Below are 17,239 nucleotides of genomic sequence, written 5' to 3'. Positions count from 1 at the left end.
AACACACCCGCGCGCGTGTGACCCCGCGACGGCGTCCAGCGGATGGGACGACGCAGCGTACAAACCGCGAGCTGTGGCACGATCGGTGACGTGACCAGGTCCGCGTCCGCCGCCGTCCCCGCAGCCCGGGGCTCGTTCTGGCGCCGGCGCACGATCGACCTGCTCCTCGTGGCCTCGTCTGGGTGTACGCGAGCGCGGCACGCCTGCTGAACGCGGGTTTCGTGCCGCGCTGTGCCGTCTTGCCAGCCGTCACCCCTGCTTGAGGAGCACCCGCGTTGACCACGTCGATCACCCGTCCCGACTTCGAGATCCACCCCCGTCTGACCGATCCCCTGCTGGCGCAGCTGCTGCAGCCCGAGCGCCTGCTGTGGACCCCGCGTGAGCTCGCCGACCTCACCAAGACCGTGACCACCGAACTCACCTCCAGCCTGCGCGAGGTGCTGCGCTTCGACGAGGAAAGCCGCTGGTGGGCGCGGCTCGCGCTCACCGACGGGCTCGAGCTGTGGCTGTTGTCGTGGCTGCCCGGCCAGCACACGAAGCCCCATGACCACGGCGGCGCGGCAGGCTCGTTCACCGTGCTGCAGGGCGAACTGGGTGAGGAATACCGCTATCCCGGCGGTCCGATCCGGCGCCGCACGCACAAGGCGGGCGAGAGCATCGGCTTCGGCGCCGGGCGCGCGCACCAGGTCAGCGGCCTCGGCGACGAGCCGGCCGCCAGCGTGCACGCATACTCGCCGCCGCTGGTGCCCACGCGCGAATACACGACGCTGGCCGACGTGCCCGGCGAAATCCCGCCGCTGCCGGTCATACTCGGCCGATGAGCTCGATCGACGACTTCCTCGACGGCGCCCGGTCCTCCCTGGACCGGGTTCCGCCGGCGCGCGCGGCCGCGCTGCAGGCCGGAGGCGCGCTGATCGTGGACATCCGCCCGCACGCCAACCGCGCCGCCGAGGGTGAGATCCCCGGCGCCGTGGTCGTCGAGCGGATCCACCTGGAGTGGCGGCTCGCCCCGGACAGCGACTGGCGGCTGCCGGGTGTGACCACTGACACGACGGCGATCGTGGTGTGCAACGAGGGCTACTCGTCGAGCCTGGCCGCGGCGGATCTGCAGCGGTTGGGGTTGAAGAACGCTACGGATCTCGCGGGCGGGTTCCGGGCGTGGGCGGCTGAGGGGTTGCCTGTGGTGGAGGGTGGGTCGCCGGCGGTTCCGTAAGTCGTCGGGGAAGTCGGCGGTGACCGGTCAAAGGCCGGGGTCGGCCGGCTCGATCCAGTAGCGCCGGCCCTGGCCGTGGCCGGTGTCGCGGGTGTCCTCGAAGACGCCGCCGAGGCGCTCGATCGTCTTCATCGAAGCGGTGTTGCCCGGATCGCAGACGAGCAGCAGGCGGTTCATGCCGAGGTTCCGCGCCTGGTCGAGAACCTGGCCCAGCGCCCACGAGGCCAGCCCCCGCCGCCGAGCGGTCGGCCGGATGCCGAAGCCGATGTGGCCGGCCTGGCGCACGTAGCCGTCGAACCCGTGCCGCAGCGCGATTCCGCCGAGTACCCGGTCGCCCTCGACGATCCACCGGTACGTGACCTCCTCCGACTCGGCGGCCAGCCGCGCCACCCAAGCAGCGAACCCGGCCGCCGAGCGGACCTCGTCGGCCGGTTTCAGCCCGAAACCGTCTTCGTGGCTGCCGGAGCCCCACTCGGCGTGCGCATCGAGCCAGGCGCGGTGCAGCCGGGTCGTGGGGGCGATCAGCGCCGGCACTACGCGAGCACCACCCGGGCCAGTTCCGCCGGGCTGGCCAGCAGGGGGTGCTTCGGCAGCATCCGCACCGTGTAGCCCACCGAGCCGGCTCGGGGCAGGCGCAGTGAAGCGGAGAACGCGCCGATGCCGTCGCCGTGCATGGGGACCGTGACGGTGTCCGTGAGTTCGTCGCCGTCGCCGACCTGGCCGACGACGGCCTGGATGTCCACTTCGGACGGGTCCAGGCCGGCGAGGTCGATGCGGGCGCGGACGGTGACCTCGGTGCCGACGACCAAGCGCGAGGAGTGGTCATAAAGCAGTTCCGAGTCGAAGATCCGCAGGCGGGGCCACGAGACCTCGAGCTTGGTGCGGTAGTCGGCGAGCGACAGGGCGCCGCGATAGCCGTCGTCGACGGCGGCGGCGACCATGCGCGACGCGGGCAGGTAGCCGGAGTCCACGTACTCGCGCACCATGCGCGACGCCTGCACGCGCGGGCCGAGCGTCTCCAAGGTGTGCCAGACCATCGACAGCCAGCCGGAGGGGACGCCCGAAGCGTCGGTGTCGTAGTAGAGCGGCGCGATCTGCTGGCCGAGCAGGTCGTAGAGCGCGGCGGCCTCGAGGTCGTCGCGGCGCAAGGGATCCGTGACGCCGTCGGCGGTGGGGATGGCCCAGCCGTTGGAGCCGTCGTAGCACTCGTCCCACCAGCCGTCGCGGATGGAGAGATTGAGGCCACCGTTGAGGGCCGACTTCATGCCCGACGTGCCACACGCCTCCAGCGGCCGCACGGGGTTGTTGAGCCACACGTCGCAGCCGCGGTAGAGGTAGCGGGCCATGGACATGTCGTAGTCGGGCAGGAAGACGATCCGGTGGCGCACGGCGGGGTCGTCGACGAACCGCACGATCTGCTGGATGAGCTGCTTGCCGTTCTCGTCGGCGGGGTGCGACTTGCCGCCGATCACGATCTGGATCGGCCGCTTCTCGTCGAGCAACAGGGCGCGCAGGCGGTCGGGGTCGCGCAGCATCAGCGTGAGGCGTTTGTACGTCGGCACGCGGCGGGCGAAGCCGACGGTCAGCACGTCCGGGTCGAACACGCGCTCCGTCCAGCCCAGCTCCAGTGCCGAAGCGCCACGCTGCATCCACGCCGCCCGCACACGCCGGCGCACCTCGGCCACCAGCTTCTCCCGCAGCTCGCGGCGCAGCTCCCACAGCTGCTGGTCGGTGACGCCGTCACGCAGCGAGCTGTCCGGCGTGCGGCCCTCGTGGCCGAACTCGTCGTGGTTGCCGCCCAGCAGCGCGCTCAGCTCGCGCGCGACCCACGTGGGCCCGTGCACGCCGTTGGTGATGGACGAGACCGGCACCTCGTCGTCGTCGAACCCGGGCCACAGGCGGGAGAACATGCGGCGCGTGACGCGGCCGTGGAGCTCCGAGACGCCGTTGGCGCGCTGGGCGAGCCGCAGCCCCATGTGGGCCATGTTGAACAGGCCCGGGTTGTCCTCCGCGCCCAGTTGCAGCACGCGGCGCACGTCGATGTCGGGCACGAGCCGGCCGTCGGAGAAGTAGCGCTGCACGAGGTCGACGGGGAACCGGTCGATGCCGGCGCTCACCGGCGTGTGCGTGGTGAACACGGTGCCCGCGCGCACGGCCGGGAGCGCCTCGTCGAAGGCGAGCCGGTCGGCCTGGATGATCTCGCGGGCGCGCTCGAGGCCGAGGAACCCGGCGTGGCCCTCGTTGGTGTGGAAGACGTTCGGCTGCGGGTGGCCGGTGAGCTCGCAGAACCTCCGCACGGCCCGGAAGCCGCCGATGCCGGCGAGGATCTCCTGGCGGATGCGGTGGTCGGCGTCGCCGCCGTACAGCCGGTCGGTGACGGGGCGCAGGTCCTCGTCGTTGGCCTCGATGTCGGTGTCGAGCAGCAGCAACGGGATGCGGCCCACGCGGGCGCGCCAGATCTGCGCGTGCAACGTGCGCCCGCCCGGCATGGCGACCTCGACGAGCACCGCGTGCCCGCCGTCGGTCACCAGCTCCAGCGGGAACGCGTTGGGGTCGATCACCGGGTAGTGCTCGACCTGCCAGCCGTCGAGCGACAGGCTCTGGCGGAAGTAGCCCGACCGGTAGAGCAGCCCGACGCCGACCATCGGCACGCCGAGGTCCGAAGCCGCCTTCAGGTGGTCGCCCGCGAGCACGCCGAGGCCGCCCGAGTAGTTGGGCAGGGCCTCGGTGACGCCGAACTCCATCGAGAAGTACGCGACGGCCGCGGGCAGGCCTTCGTCGGTGCGCCGCTGGTACCAGCGCGGCTCGGTGAGGTACTGCTCCAGCCCTGCCGCGGCTTCGTGGGTGCGGCGCAGGAAGTCCTCGTCCACGGACAGCTCCCGCAGGCGCTCCGGCGGCAGCGCGGTGAGCATCCGCAACGGGTCGCGGATGGAGTTGAAGAGCTCGGCGTCCATCGACGCGAACAAGTCGCGGGTCGGTGGGTGCCACGTCCAGCGCAGGTTCGTCGCGAGCGCACCAAGGCCCGCGAGCGATTCCGGCAGGCTGGCTCGGACGGTGAACCGGCGGACAGCACGCATGGTCAGCGACCATATCGGGCCGCCCGTTCCGGCGCTCGCGACCCGTTCGGGGATAACGCTCACATCGGGCACACCCGCTGGGTAGGGTCCCGGGCGTGATGAGGCGAGGGGGAGCGCTGCTGGCGCTCGCGGTGGTTGCGGCGCTGGGCGCGGCGGCCTGCGGAACTGGTTCGGCCGGACCGGTGACGCCGGGGGCCGGCAACGTCGCGGGCCTGCCCGTGACCCACTTCGACAGCGGCCTGAAGAGCGGCGCGCCGAAGCCGAACCTGACCGTGAAGAACGCCGAGGGCGGCCAGGACGACCAGCTGGCCACGGCCGCGATCGCCGACGTCGAGGCTTTCTGGGGCGAGGCGCTCCCGACCGACTTTGGGCAGGACTTCAAGCCCGTGACGTCGCTGCTGTCCTACGACTCGCGCACCGACACCGAGCAGACGGCGTGCGGCAGCGTGAAGAAGCTCGTGAACGCGTTCTACTGCTCCGCCGACGACTCCGTGGCGTGGGACAGGGGCGTGCTGCTGCCGATGCTGCGCCAGCGCTTCGGGCCGATGGCGGTGGTCACCGTGCTGGCGCACGAGTTCGGCCACGCGATCCAGTACCGGCTCGGGCCGAAGGCCGGCATCACGAAGAGCACGCCGAGCGTGGTGAAGGAGCAGCAGGCCGACTGCTTCGCGGGCAGCTACTTCCGCTGGGTTGCCGAGGGGAAGAGCAAGTACTACCAGGTGTCCACGGCCGAGGGCCTCGACCAGATCATGGCCGCGATGTTCTTCATCCGCGACCAGGCCGGCACCAGCGCCACCGACCGGCAGGCCCACGGCACGGCGTTCGACCGGACGTTCGCGTTCCAGTCCGGGTTCGAGAAGGGCCCGAAGGAATGCGCGGGCATGAACGCGCAGAACGTGCAGGCGCGGCTCACGGAGCGGCCCTTCGACAGCAAGGACACCGGCAAGGGCGACGCGAAGATCTCCGAGCAGACGCTGACGCTGCTGAAGGCGAGCCTGGACTCGGCGTTCGGCGGCGCGGGGGTGAAGGCGCCGACGATCGTGCCGGGCAGCGGCAGCTGCCCGGGTGGGCCGTCGACCCCGCCCGCGTCTTACTGCCCGGCCGACAACACGGTGAACATCGACGTTTCGCGGCTCACGGCGCTGGCCCAGCCCGTGGACCCCGACGCCGAGGCGTCCGGACAGCAGAGCACGGGGCTGGGCGACTTCGCGGCGTTCGCGGAGGTGGCTTCGCGGTACGCGATGGGGATCCAGAAGGGCGTGGGGGCGTCGCTGGACAACCCGAACGCGGGGCTTCGGACGTCGTGTCTGGTGGGCGCCTGGGCGGCGTTCACGAACCGGCCCGGGAGCCTGCGGCTCTCGGCGGGTGACCTCGACGAGGCGATCGCCGACCTGCTACGCCCGGAGGGCCTGGTGTCGGCGGACGTGAACGGCAAGCGGCCGGACAGCGGTTTCGACCGGGTCGAGTCGCTGCGACGCGGCTACCTCGAGGGCTCCGCTGTCTGCTCGAAGCAGTACGGCTGACCATCTGGAGGCGGGTTTTCCACGCAGGCTGGAAAATCAGCGTGAACGGAGTTTCCAGGCATCCTGGAAACGCGCCTGGCGGGTCAGGAACACGACGAAGGCCCCCGATCGCGGATCGGGGGCCTTCGTGGTGGAACGGCTCAGAACAGGGCGCTCGCCAGGTTGCGGCGGGCCTTCATCACGCGCTCGTCGGCCGGGTCGAAGAGGTCGAACAGCGCGACCAGGTGTTCGCGGACGCGGTTGCGATCGTCGCCGGCGGTGCGGCGGACGGTGTCGATCAGGCGGGTGAACGCGGCGTCCACGTCCTGCTCCGCGATCTCCAGGTCGGCGGCCGCCAGCTGGGCGTCGAGGTTCGACGGGTCGGCGTCGGCCTTGGCGCGGGCGTCCGGGTCGGCCGCTTCGGCGCGGGCGGTGAACTTGACCTGGGCCAGGGCGTTCTTCGCGAGCTCGTTGGCGGGCTCGGCGTCGAGGATGCGCTCGTAGGCGGCCTGCGCGGCGGCGAAGTCGCCCTGCTCGAAGGCTTCCTCGGCCTCGGTGAAGCGCGGGTCCTCGGGCTCCTCGATCGGGCCTCGGACCTCCTCGGCGGCGCGGGTGCCGGGGAGCTTGTCGCGCAGGGCGTCGAGCAGCGCGTCCAGCCACTTGCGGATCTCGGGCTCCGGCAGGGCGCCGGAGAACGCGTCCACGGGCTGGCCGCCGCCGATCGCGACGACGGTCGGGATCGACTGGGCGCCGAACAGCTGCGCGATGCGCGGGTTGGCGTCCACGTCGACGCGGGCGAGCACCCACGCGCCGGCCGCTTCGGTGGCGAGTCGCTCCAGCACGGGGCTGAGCTGCTTGCACGGGCCGCACCAGTCGGCCCACAGGTCCACGAGCACGAGCTGGTTGAGCGAGCGCTCGACGACGTCGGCCTGGAACGTGGCTTCCGTCACATCCATGATGACGTCCGACGGCGGTGCGCCGCCCTCGGCCGGCGCCGCACCCGCGGGCGACGCGGGGGGCTGGCTCCGGGACGCTTCAGCCCGGGCCTTGAGCGCGGACAGGTCGACCGCGCCGGACAGTGCGGCGGACATGGCCGCTGAGTTCGCTGCAGATCCGCGTGGGTGTGTCACGCCTCCATCCTGGCACGGGGCGGCGGGACATTTCACCGCCGGTGCCCGGGTGTCGCACTCGCGCCACGATTGGCAGGAGCGCCTGGCTCGTGCATGCTCACGGCGGAAAGATCAGGGAGGCCGTGATGCTGAGCCGGCGCAACGCCACCGTGGCGGTGGCCGTCGGGGTGGGCGTGGCGTGGGTCGTGGCGATCACGGTGCTCATCGCGAACCAGCCGGACCCGGGCGCGCCCTCGCCCGTCGCTCTGCGTGATTCGCTGCGCAGCGCCCTGGTCGCCCGCGACTCAGGCGAGCTCGAAGAGCTGCTCGACTACCCGGGCTCCGGCGCCTCCGACTTCGCCGACGACTACGTGGCCGTGCTCGCCGAAGAGGACGTTCGCGACATAACGGTGCAACTCGTCCCCGACGAGCACTCCCCGACGCGCGCGGTGGTCAGCGGGGTGACGCACGGGTCGCGGTTCACCTACTCCCTGGCGGTGACCAGGGAGGAAGGCCGGTGGACCGTGGCGTTCACCCCGCCGCTGCCATAGGCGCTCAGTCCTCGCGCAGGTGCGCTTCCACGCGGTCGACCTTCGCGGTGAGCTGGCCCGTGTCGTAGCCCGGGCGGATGTCGGCCTTGAGGACGAGGCCGACGCGCGCCGAGCCCTCCCCCGCGGCTTGCACGGCCTGCTTCACGACGGCCATCACCTCGTCCCACTCGCCCTCCACGTTCGTGAACATCGCGTTGGTGGAGTTGGGCAGCCCGCTGTCGCGGACGACCTTCACGGCGCGGGACACGGCTTCGCTCACGCCGGCGTCCGGGTCGCCGCCGGAGGGGCTCACGCTGAACGCGACGATCATGTCGGGATCCTTTCGTCGGGGGAAAACAATGGCGGTGCGAGCAGGGCGATCGCCGCGTTCCGGGTACCCGCTGGTAACTTCGCGTGTCATGAACCGACCGCTGCCGTTCGACCCGATCGCCCGTGCGGCCGAGCTCTGGGAGGACCGGATCGGTCCCGCCGGAACCATGGCCGCGGTCACCGGGCTGATGCGGGTGCAACAGATCATCCAGTCGGCGGTCGACGGCTCGCTCAAGCCGCACGGCCTCACCTTCGCCCGCTACGAGGCGCTCGTGCTGCTCACCTTCGCCCGCAACTCGCGGCTGCCGATGCGGGTGATGGGTGAACGGCTGCAGTTGCACCCCACCAGTGTCACCAACATAGTCGACCGCCTCGAGCGCGACGGGCTCGTGAAGCGCGTGCCGCACCCCACCGATCGCCGCACGACGCTGGTCGAGATCACCGACGACGGCCGCGCGCGCCGCGAAGCCGCGACAGCCGCGGTGACGGGGATCGACTTCGGGCTCACGGGGCTCACCGAGCGGCAGGTCGAGCAGCTCACCGACCTGCTCACCAAGGTCCGCCGCTCCTCGGGCGACTTCACCGAATAACGCCGAAACCGCGCGCGCCCCGGCGAACACGCCCGGGCAAACGCGAACGGGCCCGCACGACACGAGGTCGTACGGGCCCGTCGAAAGCGGGGAAAATCAGGCGTTCACGGTCTCCGGCACGCGGGACTCGAACAGGCCGACGCCGCCGTGGGTGAGGCGCTGCGGGCCGTCGAGGCGGCCGTTGCGCAGGGCCCACTTCTCGAAGATCCAGGTGAACAGCGGCGGGATGCTGGACAGCAGCGCGAGCACCAGGGTCTTCGGGCGCCAGCCGAGCGGCTTGGCGACGGACAGGGAGATCACGACGTAGAGCACGAAGATCACGCCGTGGACCATGCCGATGACGGGCACGCCGCCCTCACCGGAGGAGTGCACGACGTACTTGAGAAACATGCCGATCAGCAAACCGGCCCAGGACAGGGCTTCGGCGACTGCGGCCACGCGGAACACGATAGCGGCCTTGCTGGACACGACTTCCTCCTGTGCGTCACACGGGTGCGTGCTGCCTGCACACACAAAAACGCGTCCGGTGCACTGTCCAAGGGGGACTGACCCGCTTGACGTCAACAGCACTGTCGGACGCGTATGACACCAGTGTGAGGCGTGACGGCCCTCACCGGAACACCGGGGCCCGTGACCATCCTCACGACCCCTCCGAAATATGGTCTGGACCACTCTCGAAAACCGTGGGGATATGCCCGGAAAACCGTGAAGGCCCCTTCCCAGTCTCGCATTCCGGGAAAGAGCCTTCACGGATAGTTCTCAATCAGACACTAACCGGCACAAGGTGACGGCGGCGCCGACGAAGGTGATGTTGCCCACGTGGCCTGCGTAGCGTCGGCGGTCAGGGTGAAGTCCAGCGTGGTCCCGCGCCGCAACTGCTCGACGCTCACGTAGGACTTGTCGGACGACCGCGCCTGCCACCCGTCGCCCACGTTCAGGCCGCGGACGTACTGGAGTTTCGCCCCGTCGGCCCCCGGCGCCTTGATGGTGACCGAACGCCCGTTCTGCAGGTGCAGCACGGACTTGGCGAACTGCGGCGCGTTCAGCACGAAGTTCCCGGTACCGGGCACGGCCGGGTAGAGACCGAGCGCGCTGAAGACGTACCACGCCGACATGGTGCCGAGGTCGTCGTTGCCCGTGACGCCGTTGGGGGCGTTCGTGAACAGCGTGTGGGCCGCGCGCACCACGGCGGAGGTCTTCCACGGCTGGCCGGTGAGCGTGTACATCCACGGCGAGTGCAGGTCGGGTTCGTTGTTGGGGTTGTAGCGGAACTGGTTGTAGTAGGAGTACGGCCCGACCACCCAGTCTTCGCGGACGGTCTTCGCCGGGTCCTTCACCAGGTTGTCGTAGGAGAAGAAGTCGTCGAGGCGGGCGTGAGTGTTGTCCGCGCCACCCATCTCCTTCATCAGCCCGGGCACGTCCTGCTGCACGAGCCACTGGTACTGCCACGCGGTGCCCTCGTGGAAGCCGTCCTGACTCTGGGGGCTGTACGGCTGGCCCGCCGGCGTGAACCAGTCACCGCCGGCGACCTTCGGGCGGAAGAAGCCCGTGAAGCCGCGGTCGGTCACGGTCGGGTCCCACAGCGTCTGGTACGTGCGACCCTTCGCGGCCAGCGCCGCCGCGTCCTGCTTCTTGCCCAGTGCCGCGGCCATGGTCGAGAGCGAGCAGTCGCCGAGGGCGTACTCGAGCGTGGCCGAAGCGCCGTGGTTCGGGTCGGTGTCCTGTCCCTTCTTCGGGAAGTTCGGGTCGTACTGCACGAACCCGTCGGCCTGGTAGCTCGCGTTGCCCGAGCGGCCCTGGAACGGCGAGGACGCCGGCGGGATCTGCTGCGAGTTCTGCAGCAGGGCCTCATACGCCTCGACTTCGTCACCCTTCAGCGCGCCGAAGCGCCACAGGTCGACCAGGAACGGTGTGACCGGGTCGCCGGTCATGGTGTTGGTCTCCTGGCTCGCGTACGCCCACCGCGGCAGCCAGCCGCCCTGCTCGTGGATCGCGAGGATGCTCTTCGCGATGTCGCGCGCCCGGTCGGGCTTCAGCAGCGCGAGCAGCTGGTTCTGGCTGCGGTAGGTGTCCCACAGCGAGAAGAAGTCGTAGTACGTCCAGCCGATCGCGCGGTGGATCTTCTTGTCGAAGCCGTAGTAGCGGCCGTCGGCGTCGTTCGCGGTGAGCGGCTGCAGGAACGCGTGGTAGAGCGAGGTGTAGAACACCGTGCGCTCGTCGGGCGTGCCGCCGGTGATGTCCACACTGGACAGTTCCTGGCGCCACGTGCGCTGGGCGTCGGCCTTCACGGCGTCGAACGGGCGCACCCGCGAAGCGGCGAGGTTCACGTCGGCGCCGTGGGCGTCCACCTGGGAGATCGACGTGGTGGCGGTGATCTGGTCGCCCTTCGGGAAGTTCAGCCACGCTCCGCGCAGGCCCGCGCCGCCCGCCGAGGACTTGCTCGAAGGAGTGCCGCCGGTCGGCGACCAGGTGCCGTAGCCGGAGAACGGCTTGTCGAACTTCGTGGTGAAGTACGTCGTGTAGGCCTTGCCGCCGCAGAAGGCCTGCGACTCGACGGTGCCGGAGATCGTGTGGTCGTCGACGATCCGGACGCTGCTGCCGGTCACGGGTTCCTTGGCGTTGGCCTGCCCGACGTTCACGAACACGTTGGCGGGACCGGACTTGTCGAACGTGTAGCGCTCGACGCCGCTGCGGGTCGAGGCCGTGGTCTCCACGTCGACGCCGCCGTAGCCGGTCAGGTGCACCTTGTAGTAGCCGGGTTTCCCGACTTCGCCGTCGTGGGTGTAGGGCGCGGCGTAGTTGGCGTTGTCGAATGTGGCGGGCTTGGACGTGTCGAAGGCCGCGCCCGGGCCGACATCGCCCGTGGTGGGCAGTGTCGACACCAGGCCGCCCTGCTCCCAGCAGCCCGCGCCGGAGAGGAAGAAGTGGCCGAAGCCGCGGATCGCGGTGTCGGTGTAGAGGTACCCGGCGTAGTGGGTGGTTTGCGGACTCACCTGCGTCATGCCGAAGGGCACGGACGCGCCGGGGAACGTGTTGCCCTCGTCCTGCGTGCCGATGAACGTGTTCACGGACTCCAGTGCGTCGGCCGGTCTGGCCGAGGCGGTCACCGGCGTGAGGCCGGCCGCCACGACGGCGAGCGTGACCGCACTCGCCAGTGTTCTGCTCCTCATCGAGCTCCCTCCGGAAAAGAGTCCGTGGCGGGTGGTTGCGTCGAGCGCCCCAATGTGGCATTCGGTGCGCTCAACGCAACGAACGCCACATTGGGTGCGCTCAACGCAACCAATGCCACATTGGGGCGCTTTGGACGGTCAGCCGACGGCGATGGCGAAGACGTGCATCGCGCCACCGCTGACGTTCGACGGCAACGTCACGCTCGCCACCGTCTTACCGGCGTCGAGGGTGATCGGCGCGGTGCCGAACACCATCGTGCGAATCTGCTGCGGGTCGGTGCCCGAAGCGTTGCGGTACGGCGTGGACAGCACGATCCGGTTGCCGAACGACGGCTGCGCGGCGCCGCCGCCCAGCGTCCAGTCGGACACGCCGACCGTGGCGGTGGACGTGGTGCCGTCGGTGTAGGTGATGGTGAGCGTGCCCTGCGCGTTGCCGTTGGAGCCGGCGCCGAGCAGCGCGAGCCGGCCCGAGCCGGTCACGGTCACCTTCTGGCCGTTGGCCACCACGTTGTCCGGGTCGCCCGCCGGGAACGACGGCCACGTGAAGTTGAGGCCGTCACTGGTCACCGTGCCGCCCGGCTTGGCGCCGGCCGCGGCCAGCGCGTCGGCCGAGTAGCTCCAGCCACCGCCGTCGAAGTTGGCCTTCGTCGAGTCGGAGTCGGGCGAGATGCCGGCGTTGTCCACAGTGGCCAGCCAGCTGCCCGGCTGCGCCACGAGCACCGTGAGCACGGCCTCGGTGCTCGCCAGTCCCGGCGCGGAGAACGTGACCGGGATGCGGCGGGCGCCGTCGGCGGTGCCTGCGGGGACGGTCACGTTGACCGTGGCCTGTGCCTTGCCGTTGGCGGGCACGGCGACCGAGCCCGATGCGGGCGAGAGCGTGATGCCGTCGGCGCTGCCCGCGGTGTAGGTCCACGTCTTCGCGGTGCCGGACAGGTCCTGCACACCGACGCTCGCCGTCGCGGTCGAGCCCGCCGGGGTCACCACGCGGGCCGGGTTGGCGAACGCCAGGCTCGGCTTCTCCTGCTCGCGGAACGACGGCGGGGCGTCGGCCGCCGCGGCACCCCACTGGGTGGCCGTGGCCGAGCGGGTGAAGTCGAGCGTGCCGCCGGTCGAGATCAGGGCCTCGGGCAGCCACGACTTCGAGGCCGCCCCACCGTTGACCTTCAACGAGCCGACGTAGTCACCTGTGCCGGGCGCGTTGATCGTGATCTTCTTGCCCGCGCCGGTCGTGAGCACGGCGTGCTCGAACCGAGGCGTGGACAGCAGCACCTCGGCGCGGCCCGGGATCTCCGGGTAGACACCCAGCGCGGACCACACGTACCAGGCCGACATCTGGCCGAGGTCGTCGTTGCCGATCAGGCCTTCGGGACGCGGGTTGTAGAGCTCGTCCATCGACCGGTGCACGATGGCCTGGGTCTTGGCCGGGGCACCCGCGTAGGAGTAGACGTAGGGCGCGTTGGAGTTCGGCTCGTTGCCCATGAAGGCGAACGGCTCCTGCGTGCCCGCGTTCAGCTGCGTGAAGAAGGTGTCCAGCCGCGACTGGGTCGCCGTGTCGCCACCGAACGCCGAGACGACGCCGCCGAGGTCGTAGGGAACCATCCACTCGTACTGCGCGCCGTTGCCCTCGACCCAGCCCTGCGAGCTGGCCGGGTCGTACGTGCCGGCGAAGGAGCCGTCGGCGTTGCGCGGCTGCAGGTGGCCGGTGCCCGGGTTGTAGAGGTTCTGCCAGTTCTGCGCGCGCTTCATGAACGTGGTGTACGTGGCGCTGTCGCCGAGGCGCTTCGCGAACTGCGCGATGGCGAAATCGGCGCTGGTGTACTCGAGCGTGTCCGCGCCGGCGCCGGGCACGTAGCCGAGACGCATGTAGTCGGCGAGGCCGGGCCGCTCGGTGTAGCCCTGGGTGGGCTGCGTGGCGCCCTTGATCATCAGCAGCAACGCCTTCTGGGCGTCGAAGTCACGCGCGCCGAAGGCGTACGCGCTGGAAACGATGATGTGGTACGGGTCGCCGTTCATCACGCCGGTGTAGTCGTTGGCCACGGTCCAGCGGTCCCACGAGCCGCCCTGCTCGGCGTAGGCCATCATCGAGCGCACGATGTCCGACGTCTGGGCCGGGTCGATCGTGGCCAGCAGCGGGATCTCCGAGCGGTAGATGTCCCAGCCGCTGAAGTTGGTGTACATCGCGTGGCCCTTGTCCGCCTTGTGGATCCGGCCGTCGAAGCCCGGGTAGGAACCGTCCACATCGGAGAACACGTTGGGCTGGATCAGCGAGTGGTACAGCGACGTGTAGAACGTGGTCATGTCGGCGTCGGAGCCACCGCTGACGGCGACCTTGCCGAACTGGTCGTTCCACGCCTTGCGCGTGCCGGCCGCGATCTGGTCGAAGGACTTCTTGCCGTTGTTCTCGGCCTTCAGGTTCGCCTTCGCGCCGTCCACGGACACGAACGACAGGCCGACCTGCACGTTGACCTGCGCGCCGTTGAGGTTCGCGAAGGTCACGTAGCCGCCGCTGCCGGGGCCGCTCACGGTGGTGTCCTGCGTCTTGGCCTTGGCCGGGCGCGCGATGGCGGCGTTCACGCCGTTGGGCTGCGCCACCTTCGCCTTCGCCCCGCCGGTCTCCGACGTCTTGCCGGGCGTCACCGCGCCGTTCTTCCACGTGCCGATCGAGGCGAACGGGGTGTCGAACTTCGCGGAGAAGTACACGCGGTAGGTGTTCTGCGCGCCGCAGAAGCGGCCGCTGGTCGCCCAGCCGCTGATGGTGTCCTTGCCGATGGTGATCGACGCGTCGTCGGTGCCGTTGACCGAGCCGGACGTGTTGACCAGCAGCGTCGAGGACGCGCCGGCGGGGTAGGTCAGGCGCGCGGAGCCGGTGCGCTGCGTCGCGCTCAGCTCGACCTTCGCGCCGCTGTCGAGGGTGACGTCGTACTCGCCCGCGGTGGCGTGCTCGTTGTCGTGGCTGAACTTCGACGTGTAGTGGCCCGGGTCCGTCGCGGGCGAGGTGCTGACCTCGCCGACGTACGGGATGAACGGGATGTCCTCGTAGGTCGAGCAGCCCGCACCCGAGAGGTGCGTGAGGCTGAAGCCCGTGAGGGCGTTGTCGTCGTAGAAGTAGCCGCCCGGCTGCGACTTCACCGTGTCCGGGCTCCACTGCACCATCCCGAACGGCGCCACCGCGCCCGGGAACGTGTTGCCGGCACCGCCACCCGTGCCCTGGTCCTCACCGCCCGGCCGGGTGCCGACGAAGGGGTTCACCCACTTCGCGAAATCAGTGTCCGGGGCTTTCGCGGCCACCGCCGCGGTGGCCGGCGCGACCGCCGCCACCACCGCCGTGGCCAGGAAGATCAGTCCGGCTCTCCAGCGCGCTCGCGCCATCGCCATCGCCTCTCCAGTCGTCGGCGCGACTCGGCCGTCAGGGCCGCGGAGGAGTGGGATGACAACCTTGTCGCGCACACCGTCGATGCGGGCAACCTTGGGCAATCCCTCACGAAAACGTCAAGTCCGCCGTGAGAGCCTGTCCGGTTCAGGACACACTGATCAGCCATCTGCCTCACAACTTTCGCAGGCTGAATCTCATTCGGCGCGAAGCGGGCATTGACAGCGACCCGGCCTTTGGTGTGCAATCTGCGCCACTATGACAACGTTGTCTCCTCATGGCCGGGAAGCGGACGGGCTTCCCCGCCCGGCGAGCCGACGGGCCACGATGAGCGATGTGGCCCGGCTCGCCGGCGTCAGCATCAAAACCGTGTCCCGGGTGGTCAACGACGAGCCCGCGGTGCACCCCGACACCGCCGAGCGCGTGGTGGCGGCCATCGAGCAGCTCGGGTTCCGCCGCAACCTCGGCGCCCGCAACCTGCGTCGCGGCTCGACCACGGGCACGATCGGCCTCATCGTCGAAGACGTCGGCAACCCGTTCTACTCCGAGCTCAACCGCGCGGTAGAGCGCATCGCCACGTCGTTCGGCCGTCACGTGCTCACCGGTTCGTCGGAGGAGAACTCCGACCGCGAACGCGAGCTGGCGCTGGAGTTCTGCGCGCGCCGGGTCGACGGGATCCTCGTGGTGCCGGCCGGCATGCAGCACGGCTACCTCGTGCCGGAGATGCGCGCGGGCACGCCGGTGGTGTTCCTCGACCGCCCGGCCGGCGACATCGTGGCCGACACCGTGCTCGTCGACAACCTCGGTGGCACCATCGACGCGGTCACGCACCTGGTGCGGCACGGCCACCGCCGCATCGCGTTCCTCGGTGACAGCCCCGACATCTTCACCGCGGCCGAGCGCCTGCGCGGCTTCCGCGAGGGCTGCGTGCGCAACGGCGTCTCCTACGACGAGAGCCTCGTCGTGATGCGCACACCGACGCCGGAGACGATCGCCCACTCCGTGGCGACGCTGCTGACGGGTCCGTCGGCCGCGACCGCGGTGATCGCGGGCAACAACCGCGTGGCCGTGCACCTGCTGCGCGCGCTGGCCCACGCCGATCACCGGCCCGCCATGGTGAGCTTCGACGACTTCGAGCTGGCGGACCTGCTGGACCCGCCGGTGACGGTCGTCGCACACGACGTCAGCGCCCTGGGGCACGCGGCGGCAGAGCTGCTGTTCGCGCGGATCCAGGGGGATCAGTCCGCACCCAGAAAGGTAGTCCTGCCCGTGCATCTCGTAGCCCGTGGTTCCGGTGAGGTCGCCCCGTGAGCACGCACCTCGAACCGATCCGGCTCCCGGCCAACCAGCCGCCGCAGTTCTACCGCGGTGGCGACGCGATCGCCGCGCTGCGCGGTGCCACCGGCACGGACTCGAAGTTCGGGCCGGAGGACTGGGTCGGCTCGGTCACCACGATGTTCGGCCAGGAGACCAATGGTCTTACCCGGCTCCCCGACGGCGCTTGGCTGCGTGACGCCGTGCGCGGCAACGCCGAAGCCTGGCTGGGTGCCGCGCACGTCGCCAAGCTCGGAGACTCCACCGGCCTGCTGGTGAAGCTGCTCGACGCGGGCCAGCGGCTGCCCGTGCACTTCCACCCGTCCGACGAGTTCGCCAAGCAGCACTTCGACTCGCACTTCGGCAAGACCGAGGCGTGGATCGTGGTGGGCACCTACGGCGACGACCCGCGCGTGTACCCGGGGTTCAAGGAGACGGTGAGCAAGGCGACCGTCGCCGAGTGGACGCGCGAGCAGGACGCACCGACCATGCTGGGCGCGCTCAACAGCGTGCCGGTGCAGGCCGGCGACACCGTGTACATCCCGGCCGGGCTGCCGCACGCGATCGGCGAGGGCGTGTTCGTGGTGGAACTGCAGCAGCCCACCGACTTCTCGCTGACACTGGAGTGGCGTGACTTCCTGGCCTCGCCGGAGAAGGGCCACCTCGGCATCGGCTTCGACACCGCGATCGAAACGCTCGACACGTCCGGCTGGGACGCCGAGCGGCTCACCACGATCGTGAAGCACACCGCCGAGGACAAGGCAACGTCGGTCGATCTGCTGGCCGCGGGTTCCGACGAGTTCTTCCGCGCCGACCGCGTGCAGCTGACCGGTGGCTCCCTGGCGTTCGACCCGTCGTTCTCCGTGCTCGTGGTGCTCGACGGCGCCGGCACGCTGCGCACCGAACACGGCGGCGAGTTCGCCCTCGCCAAGGGCGAGACCTACGTGGTGCCGTTCGACGCCGGGCAGGTCGAGGCGTCGGGCACGCTCACCGCGATCCGCTGCCGCCCGCCCGCACTCGAGAAGAGGTAGGCC

The 17,239-nt window shown here is 70.3% G+C and carries 14 protein-coding genes; 7 read left to right on the top strand and 7 right to left on the bottom strand.

The genetic code is table 11. From position 1 onward, the window contains the following. Nucleotides 1-275: 275 nt before the first annotated feature. Entirely contained in the window at nt 276-821 is a 546-nt protein-coding gene (locus tag ABZU76_RS40640) for a cysteine dioxygenase family protein (protein WP_354880291.1), read from the top strand. Further along, entirely contained in the window at nt 818-1,213 is a 396-nt protein-coding gene (locus tag ABZU76_RS40635) for a rhodanese-like domain-containing protein (protein ID WP_354880288.1), read from the top strand. Before ABZU76_RS40640 ends, ABZU76_RS40635 begins: the two co-directional genes overlap by 4 nt. A gap of 27 nt (nt 1,214-1,240) precedes the next feature. On the opposite strand, the gene ABZU76_RS40630 is transcribed toward ABZU76_RS40635, so the two are convergent. After that, the gene (locus ABZU76_RS40630; protein WP_354880285.1) at nt 1,241-1,747 is read right to left on the bottom strand and encodes a GNAT family N-acetyltransferase; all 507 of its coding nucleotides are present in this window, start codon (nt 1,745-1,747) and stop codon (nt 1,241-1,243) included. Next, nucleotides 1,747-4,290, bottom strand: a complete 2,544-nt coding sequence (glgP, locus tag ABZU76_RS40625; protein WP_354880282.1) for an alpha-glucan family phosphorylase — start codon at nt 4,288-4,290, stop codon at nt 1,747-1,749. The genes ABZU76_RS40630 and glgP overlap by 1 nt, the downstream gene beginning before the upstream one ends. 98 nt (nt 4,291-4,388) lie before the next feature. Here glgP and ABZU76_RS40620 point away from each other — a divergent pair, with 98 nt between their 5' ends. Further along, nucleotides 4,389-5,813 carry a neutral zinc metallopeptidase gene (locus ABZU76_RS40620; RefSeq protein WP_354880279.1) on the top strand — a complete coding sequence of 475 codons (1,425 nt, stop codon included), beginning with the start codon at nt 4,389-4,391 and terminating at the stop codon, nt 5,811-5,813. Between the two features lie 140 nt (nt 5,814-5,953). Here the strand turns inward: ABZU76_RS40620 and ABZU76_RS40615 are convergent, their stop codons facing one another. Further along, entirely contained in the window at nt 5,954-6,883 is a 930-nt protein-coding gene (locus tag ABZU76_RS40615) for a tetratricopeptide repeat protein (protein ID WP_354880276.1), read from the bottom strand. 164 nt (nt 6,884-7,047) lie between these two features. Between ABZU76_RS40615 and ABZU76_RS40610 the strand changes: the two genes are divergently transcribed. Beyond that, complete coding sequence (locus ABZU76_RS40610) at nt 7,048-7,452, top strand: hypothetical protein (RefSeq protein ID WP_354880273.1); 405 nt, start codon at nt 7,048-7,050, stop codon at nt 7,450-7,452. A 4-nt stretch (nt 7,453-7,456) separates the two neighbouring features. Here the strand turns inward: ABZU76_RS40610 and ABZU76_RS40605 are convergent, their stop codons facing one another. Then, nucleotides 7,457-7,762: a thiamine-binding protein gene (locus ABZU76_RS40605; RefSeq protein ID WP_220237532.1), complete on the bottom strand. Its 306-nt coding sequence runs from the start codon at nt 7,760-7,762 to the stop codon at nt 7,457-7,459. An 88-nt stretch (nt 7,763-7,850) separates the two neighbouring features. Here ABZU76_RS40605 and ABZU76_RS40600 point away from each other — a divergent pair, with 88 nt between their 5' ends. Continuing rightward, nucleotides 7,851-8,351, top strand: a complete 501-nt coding sequence (locus ABZU76_RS40600) for a MarR family transcriptional regulator (protein ID WP_220237531.1) — start codon at nt 7,851-7,853, stop codon at nt 8,349-8,351. A 96-nt stretch (nt 8,352-8,447) separates the two neighbouring features. On the opposite strand, the gene ABZU76_RS40595 is transcribed toward ABZU76_RS40600, so the two are convergent. The 3 genes from ABZU76_RS40595 to ABZU76_RS40585 all read right to left on the bottom strand — a co-directional run bounded on the left by ABZU76_RS40595 (nt 8,448) and on the right by ABZU76_RS40585 (nt 14,896). After that, nucleotides 8,448-8,819 carry a DUF3817 domain-containing protein gene (locus ABZU76_RS40595; RefSeq protein WP_220237530.1) on the bottom strand — a complete coding sequence of 124 codons (372 nt, stop codon included), beginning with the start codon at nt 8,817-8,819 and terminating at the stop codon, nt 8,448-8,450. A 302-nt stretch (nt 8,820-9,121) separates the two neighbouring features. Then, complete coding sequence (locus ABZU76_RS40590; RefSeq protein WP_354880269.1) at nt 9,122-11,521, bottom strand: GH92 family glycosyl hydrolase; 2,400 nt, start codon at nt 11,519-11,521, stop codon at nt 9,122-9,124. A gap of 138 nt (nt 11,522-11,659) precedes the next feature. After that, nucleotides 11,660-14,896 (bottom strand): GH92 family glycosyl hydrolase, encoded by a 3,237-nt coding sequence (locus tag ABZU76_RS40585; RefSeq protein ID WP_354880266.1) that lies wholly within the window; start codon nt 14,894-14,896, stop codon nt 11,660-11,662. A gap of 322 nt (nt 14,897-15,218) precedes the next feature. Here ABZU76_RS40585 and ABZU76_RS40580 point away from each other — a divergent pair, with 322 nt between their 5' ends. Together ABZU76_RS40580 and ABZU76_RS40575 are read left to right on the top strand one after the other, a co-directional pair. After that, nucleotides 15,219-16,202 (top strand): LacI family DNA-binding transcriptional regulator, encoded by a 984-nt coding sequence (locus tag ABZU76_RS40580; RefSeq protein ID WP_354880263.1) that lies wholly within the window; start codon nt 15,219-15,221, stop codon nt 16,200-16,202. Further along, the gene (locus ABZU76_RS40575) at nt 16,199-17,236 is read left to right on the top strand and encodes a class I mannose-6-phosphate isomerase (protein WP_354880260.1); all 1,038 of its coding nucleotides are present in this window, start codon (nt 16,199-16,201) and stop codon (nt 17,234-17,236) included. The genes ABZU76_RS40580 and ABZU76_RS40575 overlap by 4 nt, the downstream gene beginning before the upstream one ends. The last annotated feature ends 3 nt before the right edge of the window (nt 17,237-17,239 follow it).

Origin of the sequence: Amycolatopsis sp. NPDC005232, from assembly GCF_040607795.1 — a bacterium.
In the GTDB taxonomy this organism is placed as follows: Bacteria; Actinomycetota; Actinomycetes; order Mycobacteriales; family Pseudonocardiaceae; genus Amycolatopsis.
This window is presented reverse-complemented; position numbering and strand designations above follow the sequence as displayed.